General features: G+C 37.1%; 13 protein-coding genes. 9 read left to right on the forward strand and 4 right to left on the reverse strand.

Annotated features, from left to right (window positions below):
• The 7 genes from rpsK to ABZC96_RS06400 all read left to right on the forward strand — a co-directional run.
• A partial coding sequence (rpsK, locus tag ABZC96_RS06370) for a 30S ribosomal protein S11 (protein WP_373029891.1) occupies positions 1-105 on the forward strand: 105 nt, incomplete at its 5' end.
• Positions 106-107: 2 nt separating this feature from the next.
• Positions 108-734: a 30S ribosomal protein S4 gene (rpsD, locus tag ABZC96_RS06375; RefSeq protein ID WP_373029876.1), complete on the forward strand. Its 627-nt coding sequence runs from the start codon at positions 108-110 to the stop codon at positions 732-734.
• A 20-nt stretch (positions 735-754) separates the two neighbouring features.
• Positions 755-1756, forward strand: a complete 1002-nt coding sequence (locus ABZC96_RS06380) for a DNA-directed RNA polymerase subunit alpha (RefSeq protein ID WP_373029878.1) — start codon at positions 755-757, stop codon at positions 1754-1756.
• A gap of 21 nt (positions 1757-1777) precedes the next feature.
• Positions 1778-2128: a 50S ribosomal protein L17 gene (gene rplQ, locus ABZC96_RS06385; protein WP_373029880.1), complete on the forward strand. Its 351-nt coding sequence runs from the start codon at positions 1778-1780 to the stop codon at positions 2126-2128.
• Between the two features lie 203 nt (positions 2129-2331).
• A complete protein-coding gene (locus ABZC96_RS06390; RefSeq protein ID WP_373029881.1) occupies positions 2332-2610 on the forward strand; it encodes a NifU family protein in 279 nt (92 codons plus the stop codon).
• 1 nt (position 2611) lies between these two features.
• Complete coding sequence (locus tag ABZC96_RS06395) at positions 2612-3190, forward strand: hypothetical protein (RefSeq protein WP_373029883.1); 579 nt, start codon at positions 2612-2614, stop codon at positions 3188-3190.
• Positions 3190-4485 carry a UDP-N-acetylmuramoyl-L-alanyl-D-glutamate--2,6-diaminopimelate ligase gene (locus ABZC96_RS06400; RefSeq protein ID WP_373029884.1) on the forward strand — a complete coding sequence of 432 codons (1296 nt, stop codon included), beginning with the start codon at positions 3190-3192 and terminating at the stop codon, positions 4483-4485. Before ABZC96_RS06395 ends, ABZC96_RS06400 begins: the two co-directional genes overlap by 1 nt.
• A 95-nt stretch (positions 4486-4580) precedes the next feature.
• Here the strand turns inward: ABZC96_RS06400 and ABZC96_RS06405 are convergent, their stop codons facing one another.
• The 4 genes from ABZC96_RS06405 to ABZC96_RS06420 are packed head-to-tail and all read right to left on the reverse strand — an operon-like array spanning position 4581 to position 7163.
• Positions 4581-5870, reverse strand: a complete 1290-nt coding sequence (locus ABZC96_RS06405; RefSeq protein WP_373029885.1) for a hypothetical protein — start codon at positions 5868-5870, stop codon at positions 4581-4583.
• Complete coding sequence (locus ABZC96_RS06410) at positions 5863-6114, reverse strand: DUF2249 domain-containing protein (protein WP_373029886.1); 252 nt, start codon at positions 6112-6114, stop codon at positions 5863-5865. The genes ABZC96_RS06405 and ABZC96_RS06410 overlap by 8 nt, the downstream gene beginning before the upstream one ends.
• Positions 6111-6551, reverse strand: a complete 441-nt coding sequence (locus ABZC96_RS06415) for a hemerythrin domain-containing protein (RefSeq protein ID WP_373029887.1) — start codon at positions 6549-6551, stop codon at positions 6111-6113. The genes ABZC96_RS06410 and ABZC96_RS06415 overlap by 4 nt, the downstream gene beginning before the upstream one ends.
• 3 nt (positions 6552-6554) lie before the next feature.
• Positions 6555-7163 (reverse strand): hypothetical protein, encoded by a 609-nt coding sequence (locus ABZC96_RS06420; RefSeq protein ID WP_373029888.1) that lies wholly within the window; start codon positions 7161-7163, stop codon positions 6555-6557.
• Positions 7164-7304: 141 nt separating this feature from the next.
• Here ABZC96_RS06420 and ABZC96_RS06425 point away from each other — a divergent pair, with 141 nt between their 5' ends.
• Both ABZC96_RS06425 and panD read left to right on the forward strand, forming a co-directional pair.
• A complete protein-coding gene (locus tag ABZC96_RS06425; RefSeq protein WP_373029889.1) occupies positions 7305-7682 on the forward strand; it encodes a ferredoxin in 378 nt (125 codons plus the stop codon).
• A gap of 140 nt (positions 7683-7822) precedes the next feature.
• Positions 7823-8154 (forward strand): aspartate 1-decarboxylase (gene panD / locus ABZC96_RS06430; protein ID WP_373029890.1); only part of this gene is annotated, 332 nt, incomplete at its 3' end.

Genomic DNA, 8154 nt, shown 5'->3' on the forward strand with positions numbered 1-8154 from the left:
GTTAAAGCAATTGGTGCAACAGAAGGTATTCGTGTAACATTCTTAAAAGATATTACACCACTTCCACACAATGGTTGTAGACCACCTAAGAAGAGAAGGGTATAAGCATGGCAAGATATAGAGGTCCAGTTGAAAGACTAGAAAGAAGACTTGGTGTTGATCTTGGGTTAAAAGGTGAGAGAAGACTCGCTGGTAAAAGTGCATTGGAGAAAAGACCATATGCACCAGGACAACATGGACAAAGAAGAACAAAGATCAGTGAATATGGTCTTCAACTTCAAGAGAAGCAAAAAGCTAAATTTATGTATGGTGTAAGTGAAAAGCAATTTAGAGCACTTTACAAAGAGGCAAACTCAAAAGATGGCAACACAGGTTCTATCCTTATCCAACTTCTTGAGCAAAGACTTGACAACGTTGTTTACAGAATGGGATTTGCTACAACTAGAGCATCAGCGAGACAATTCGTAAACCACGGACATGTACTTGTAGATGGTAAAAGAGTAGACATTCCTTCATTTAGAGTAAAAGCAGGTCAAAAAATCGAGATCAGAGAGAAAAGTAAAACGAACCCTCAGATCCTTAGATCAATCGAACTTACTAACCAAACTGGTATAGTTGAATGGGTTGATATGGACAAAGAAAAACTTTTTGGTTTATTCACAAGAGTTCCAGAGAGAGAAGAAATTGCAATCCCGGTTGAAGAACGTCTAATCGTTGAGCTATACTCTAAATAATACATAAGTAAAGGCTATTAATGAGAAAAATTAAAGTTGCACCATTTATGCCAACAGAAGTAGAAGTAAATGAAATCAGTGCAAACCGCGCTGAAATCATTGCTTATCCTTTTGAAAGCGGTTATGCTGTTACACTCGCACATCCACTTAGAAGACTTATCTTGGGTTCTTCTATTGGGTACGCACCTATTTCGATTAAAATTGAAGGCGCTGCACATGAGTTTGATAACATCAGAGGTATGCACGAAGATGTTGCTGTATTTATTATCAACCTCAAGAACATTCGTTTTAAAATTAAAGACGAAAGTGATAAAGTTGAATTAAAATACAGTTTCTCTGGGCACAAAGAAGTGACTGCACAAGATCTTAACAATGATCAAATTGAAGTAGTGAATGGTGATCTTCCACTTGCAACACTTAATGAAGATGCAGAACTTAACTTTACAGTTGTTATCTCAAAAGGAATTGGTTATGTACCAAGTGAAGACCTTAGAGATGATGTTGATAGTGACAGCATTGCACTTGATGCTTTCTTTACTCCAGTAAGAAAAGCGAATTATAAGATTGATCCTGTACTTGTTGAGGACAATCCTAACTTCGAAAAGATTACATTCGACATTGAAACTGATGGTCAGATTGGTCCGGTTGAAGCATTTACAAATGCACTTGAAGTAATGAATAAGCAACTTTCTGTTTTTAATACGGTACTTGATTTAGATATCTCTGTAGCACCGGTAAAAAGAAACAGTGACGATAGCGAACTCAAACCTTTTATGCAAACTGTAGATAGTCTTGGACTTAGTGCAAGATCATTCAATTCACTTGACAGAGCTGGATTAAAGTTCCTTGGTGAATTGGTATTGATGAGTGAAAACGAGATTAAAAATATCAAAAATCTTGGTAAAAAATCTTTAGATGAAATTTCTGAGTGTCTCGTAGAGCACGGATTTGGTTCAGACTTTGAACTTGCAGACGTTACAAGAGTAAATCTTGTAAAGAAAATAGAACAACTTAAAGCATAGTTGTTACAGTAAAGGAATATTATGAGACATAAGCATGGTTACCGTAAATTAAATAGAACGTCTTCTCATAGAGCGGCGCTTCTTAAAAACCTTTCTATTGCTTTGACAAAAGAGGGTAGAATTGAGACTACATTGCCAAAAGCTAAAGAGCTTAGAAGTTATTTTGAAAAGCTTGTTACAAAAGCTTCTTCTGGTGACTTTAATGCACACAGAGCAATTTTTGCAATGTTACAACATAAAGAGTGTACAAATAAAATCGTAAACGAGATCGCACCAAAGTATGCAGATAGAAACGGTGGATATACAAGAATTATTAAAACACGTATGAGAAAAGGTGATTCAGCACCTATGGCAATTATCGAGCTTGTATAATTACCTCTGAAACTCCAGTATTTCAAGGCCTTGCCTTGGATACGACACATTAAATCATTAAACAATTCAAACACACATTGACAAAGTAACACTTTTAGTGTATAACACACTTAAAGAACATAGTAACAAAGATTTTACTATGATTTCGTTATAATCAATTTTATAATATGCGCCATAAAGTAGATGCATGATAAGGAGAACCATTGATACCATTTTCAGATGAAGAACTAGAACCTGCCGTAATAAATGTAATAGAGAGGGTAAGACCTTCTATTAAACTTGATGGGGGGGATATCGCTTTAATTGCCATCAAAGACGGAAAAGTTTACGTACAACTTCAAGGTGCATGTGTTGGGTGTGGCAGTTCAGGTACAACGATCAAGTTTGGTGTAGAGAGACAGATGCAAACACTTATTCACCCAGAGATCACTGTAAAAAATGTGCCTGCAGGTTTTGAAGATAAATTGGATCAATTAATTTAAGATGAATAAAGTTAGTCAAGATTTACTGCTTCAAAGAGCCGAGAATGAGTTTCTACAGGGGGACTATGCTAAGGCACTTAGAAGTTATGGATTGATATTAAAAGATTATCCTACATTAGATGAAGCTAAGATCGGTGTTTATTTGAGTGATCTGGGAATAGAGAGTGAAGAAGAAGCACAAGCTCTGTTTGACTATTATCAAATGATCAAGAGTGAAAAAGAGAATGCTGTAGATATCATTGATGGGCTTATTGAGAATTTAGACAGTTCAAAACATAAGTTGCAAGAACTCTTGATTGAACCTATAGAAGAACAGATAGAATATAGTGATGGCATACGTTACAGTGATTTTCAAGCACTTGTAAAGAGTAGAGGCAGCTTCAAAAAAACATTTGAAGATATCATGTTCTCAACAAAAGTGGTCATTACCAATAAAGATGAGTTTATAGATTTTGTTACACAGCTTGCCAATGAAGGGTTTGATGAGATGGCACTGGGATATCTGGATGCTTCAACGAGTTTATTTGGAAATGATCAGGATATACTTGCCCTTTACCATGTGGTCAGAGGACAAAAATAGTGAAATTGGACTTCCAAAAAGATGGTTATCTTTTTCTGACAGATGATACAAGCAAACTCGATAAAGATACACTTTTTTTAAAAACAGCACAGAATAGCGACTATTATGAAAAATTAGAAGTAAAACCAGAAACGCTTACTGTAGATGAACTGATCTCTTTTTGGGAACTTGAAAAGATGAAAGTGGTAGGTGTTACGGGAACCAATGGTAAAACGACCGTAACTGCAGCAATTTATTCTTTTTTACTTGATCTGGATGAGAAACCTGCATTGCAAGGAACTCGTGGCTTATTTGCGCAGGAAAGACGGATTGAAGAGAAGAGCATGACCACGCCTTCGATCTTGGAAACACTGCACAATATGAAGCAGACGATGGATCTTGGATGCAACTACTTCATTATGGAAGTAAGTTCACATGCGATAGATCAAAAACGTATAGAAGGTTTAACCTTCGCGCTTAAAGTCCATACCAATGTCACCTCTGACCATTTGGACTATCATGGGACAGTTGAAGAGTACAGACGTGTCAAAAGTCTCTTTTTTGCAGATGAATCGCCGAAGCTTCTGAATAAAGATGACATTAAAAACATTACATATAACCCCATAGGGGCACAAAGTTATGGTGTGGATGAACCTGCAACATTTAAGGTTCAGGCTTTCTCTTTGTTACATGGGATTACTGCAGGCATAAAACATTTACAGACTGAAGCCACGTTTCACTCTCCTATGGTAGGGCTCTTTAACCTCTTTAATCTCATGGCAGCTATTGGTTCTGTGCAGATGTTAACAGGAAGAAGCATAGAAGAGATATGTGAAGTGGTAGAGTACTTCGCAGGGGTCTCAGGGCGTATGGAAGTGGTGAGTCGAGATCCGCTTGTGATCGTAGACTTCGCACATACGGATGACGGTATGCACGCAGTGTTAGAGTCTATGAAAGACAGAGACCTTTCAGTGGTCTTTGGTGCAGGTGGGAATAGAGATAAAAAGAAACGTCCTCGTATGGGAGCTGTTGCAGGCAGATATGCAAACAAGATATACGTCACCAGTGACAACCCTCGAGATGAAGTACCTGAAATGATACTTGAAGATATACTTTTAGGACTACATGGTAAAGACCATGTCACTGCCACCCCAGATAGAAGATTGGCTATAAAGATGGCTTTGGATGCACTTCAGGAAAATGAAGTACTACTCATACTTGGTAAAGGTGATGAAGATTACCAGGAGATCAAAGGAGTAAAGCATCCTTTTGATGACAGAAAAGTAGTGAGAGAACTTCTAGGAGAAAACTTCTAGAAGTTTAACGTCACCTTTAAGCAAGTAAAACCTACCCATTTTTCCAAATTATTTTTAAAGCTATAGATAAATTCTACATGAACTAAATATGAATTTTATGTGTAATTCACTCCCAGATTAAATTTCTTTCCTGTTTTCTGTGTTTTTCCGTAAAGTAGATGCGCGTTGGCAACTTGATAGCCTGCCCATCCAAATGAGAGAATTGTCAATAACCCTGCCAAAAATATGAACGGTGGTATGAAGATAGAGAGTATATAACTGACAATGGTTGCTGTATGAATATAGAGGTGTTTCATGACAGTTTTTGGATGAATTATTTGGTGCATCATAGGTGGAGATATATAGCCTTGGCTGTTAAGATGAAACCATGTCAAGAAAGGTACTATTTTGTAAAACATAGCAAAAACTATACTAAGTCCAAATGATGTAAATGCAATATAGCTAAGAGCACTTATAGAATCATTGTTCATCAAAAGTGTTAGTAAAAGTGACAACATACTGACAAGTAAAGAGCTAAGTCCTAGACGCCAAAACCATACGGTTGCATCAGTGATAGGTCGTTTGCGTTGAGTAAATCTTTTGAGTGTCAATAACGCGAAACTACCTAAAAGTAAAGCAATAAATATGTCAGCCAGTATCCAAATATCTGGATAAAATATCCCAACAATGGAACTGACTAAAAGTAGTGTAAAAAGTGATAATGGCATAAATTTGCTAACAAGTTTTGGATAGGAAGGTGTAACATAAAACATCTCAATAACTTGAAAAGAGATTGAAATTATAAGTAGAGCTATCCATCCATATAGACCAAAAGAGTAGTGTGCTTCTTTGATTTGACTGTAGCTAGAACCTTCTATTAATCCGGCAAGTGCAGATGTCAAATAAAGTGCAAATAGTACGACAATACCTAAAGAGAGAAGGGTGTAGGTAATACCCTTAGATGAAACAGTGTGATTCTCAAGAGAAAAGAGATTTTTTACCATAATAATAACAATGCCCAAAAGAGATGTACCAAGCAAAACAGAGGCCAGCAAAAACATCCATGAAGTATTTGTCAAAATAAATGCAAAAAGTAAAGTGATAATACCAAGTATAAAAGGGTAAAGCAGTAGATTTGCTTTGAGTACAGGTGAAGTGAGTTTAATGCCTGCAATAACGGGTAACATTTGAAACAGTGCCGCAAACATAAAAGAAAGCATTACACCAAGAGTGAGTGTATGGGTGAGTATAATAGCTTCTATGCTGCGTGCATTAAAAATAGCACTTTGGAAAAATAAGACAAATATACCGCAGAGTATACCAAAAAGTGAGCCTACAAAGAAAAAACGAAAGACAACTGATATGGGGGGTGCTTGATCTAGCGAGAGTCCATTTTGACTAAGCATTTAAAAGCTCATTTAAATCAACATCTTTATTGCTACAGATGACAATATGCCAATCTCCATGTTTATCCTCTTTACTTAAAGTAAGATAGCCATGCTCTTGAGCTAAATCTAACAGAGGGATAGGGTTTTTACTGTGAAGCATATAGAGATAACTCTCATCATCTAAATTACGCAATATTTTCATAGACATCTCTAAAGGTTTTGGATGAGAAAGTTCTCGAGTATCTATGCCTATTTTTGTCATAATGACATATCTTTCATAGCCTCAAGTGTGCTCTCTTTTAGCTCTGGGGGGAGTGCTCTATCACACATGGCATAAAGCATTTGCTCTTCTTTCATGTTGTGCTGCTGCAGAAGTATCATCATGGATTCTGCCAAAGAGAGATAGGCATCTTTATCTTTTTGCTCTAATGCTTCAGCCATCTGACCTATGAGACTTCTTACTTGGTCATGCTCATAACGCATCACTTGCGTAGGCCCTTCTATCATACCTGTTTGTGCTTCAAATGCCGGGAAAAGCGATTCTTCCTCTTTTTTAAAGTGGGTAAATGTTTTATTTGAAAAGGCTAAGAACTTTTCTCCTGCCACTTCCCATTCACCCTGTGCAACAGCTTCTTCCGAAGCTGCAAAAAGCGTATCACACTCTCTGTGTTCATTTTTCATATAGCTTGAAATTATCATGATCTAATCCTTTGTTATGCTAATTAGTTGACTGTGTAGCTCTGTTGTTAAAAGAATCTCTTCAACTCTTGCCTGCCAAAGGGTGTGAAACATTTTTTGTTCTTCTTCTGTCGCAAGACCCTTAAGGCTTTTACCCATCAATGGTTTCATCTGTTCGTCTGTTTTGACCAAGGAAGGATCATAAGAGAGATTCACGCTTTGCATAGTGTCAAGACGTGTGAGTTTCACTTCTGCATCGATAGGAGCCCCATAGAACAGAAGGTTATCTCTAGAAAAGTTCCCTTGAATCCCTTTAAACCCACCTTCACCGCCAGCCCCTAAAATAAATGAGAGGATATTTGCTGTAACCCCGGTGACTCCATCACTTTCATTGTCTCTCATCTCGACCTTTACAGACCCTCTGTGTGGGAGTCTGTCTCCATAAAGTGCAATTACTCCTTCAGCGGCCATAAGATAAGCTCCTGCTACAGTAGGACAAGAGTGCCCTGCCAGCTTGACACAATCAAGATAGCTGACCTCTAATTCCCCCTTTTGAAAGGCACCAAGAAAATCGCTTAAAGGGTCATAAAGTCTTATAGAGGCTATTTTTGAATAAAAATCGGGGTACTTCATAGTTATGTCCTCGTTAGAAAGATAAGTAGATTATAATAAAATGGAAAATATAAAGGCTTGATACAGGTCAATGATGTTGGTTTAAACTGCTATTAAGTAAATAGGAGTAAAATACTCCCAATTAAACTCCAAAGGATTATTATGGTTCCAGGTATACCACAACCAGCGTTTTATATTTTCAAATGTCAGCAGTCAGCACCTCCAGGGATGCCAAAACCATCTTGTGTTAAAGCAGATGATAAAGAATCACAAGAACTTTTTCAGCACCTTGCGCAGTCATTGATGCAAAAAGGTATTATAGGTACAGTAACACCTATACAGACAGGATGTCTAAATCGTTGTGCAGTTGGCCCAGTGATGCTTGTTGAACCAGGACATACAATGTATGTAAGTTTAACAAAAGAGAAGATAGACAGAATCATCGATGAGCATATCATAGGTGGAAATGTTGTGTCTGAGTTTGTGATTCCTGACTTAATGTGGGGAGACCCAATAGCACCGGCATCAATGGCCAAATAGTAGTCTCTCGACTATTTTAAGTAGCCCTATTATATATTAGGGTTGCTTCCTCAATTTTCTCACAATTTATCAGTATAATAGAAATATTGTTAGGATTTTGATATAATTCCAATAATTTTAGATAATAAATAGGATTCATTATGAATATAACTATGTTGTACAGTAAACTTCACAGAGCAACTGTTACGGATGCAAACCTTAATTATGTAGGGTCTATTACGATTGATCAGGATCTCTTGGATGCTGCAGATATGCGTGTCGGACAAAAGATCGATATCGTAAATATAAACAACGGAGAACGTTTTTCTACGTATATCATACCTGGTGAAGCAGGGAAAAAAGATATCTGTCTTAATGGGGCAGCAGCAAGAAAAGTACATAAAGGTGATAAGATCATCATTATTGCTTATGCAACCATGAATAAAGAAGAAGCAGATGCTCACCTACCTAAAATTGTCATACTTGATGATGA

Source organism: Sulfurovum sp. (genome assembly GCF_041551015.1).
Classification (GTDB): Bacteria; Campylobacterota; Campylobacteria; order Campylobacterales; family Sulfurovaceae; genus Sulfurovum.

Coding starts and splice junctions, on each gene's coding strand:
- rpsD (WP_373029876.1), top strand. CDS start 108: ATGGCAAGATATAGAGGTCCAGTTGAAAGACTAGAAAGAAGACTTGGT.
- ABZC96_RS06380 (WP_373029878.1), top strand. CDS start 755: ATGAGAAAAATTAAAGTTGCACCATTTATGCCAACAGAAGTAGAAGTA.
- rplQ (WP_373029880.1), top strand. CDS start 1,778: ATGAGACATAAGCATGGTTACCGTAAATTAAATAGAACGTCTTCTCAT.
- ABZC96_RS06395 (WP_373029883.1), top strand. CDS start 2,612: ATGAATAAAGTTAGTCAAGATTTACTGCTTCAAAGAGCCGAGAATGAG.
- ABZC96_RS06405 (WP_373029885.1), bottom strand. CDS start 5,870: ATGCTTAGTCAAAATGGACTCTCGCTAGATCAAGCACCCCCCATATCA.
- ABZC96_RS06410 (WP_373029886.1), bottom strand. CDS start 6,114: ATGACAAAAATAGGCATAGATACTCGAGAACTTTCTCATCCAAAACCT.
- ABZC96_RS06415 (WP_373029887.1), bottom strand. CDS start 6,551: ATGATAATTTCAAGCTATATGAAAAATGAACACAGAGAGTGTGATACG.
- ABZC96_RS06420 (WP_373029888.1), bottom strand. CDS start 7,163: ATGAAGTACCCCGATTTTTATTCAAAAATAGCCTCTATAAGACTTTAT.
- ABZC96_RS06425 (WP_373029889.1), top strand. CDS start 7,305: ATGGTTCCAGGTATACCACAACCAGCGTTTTATATTTTCAAATGTCAG.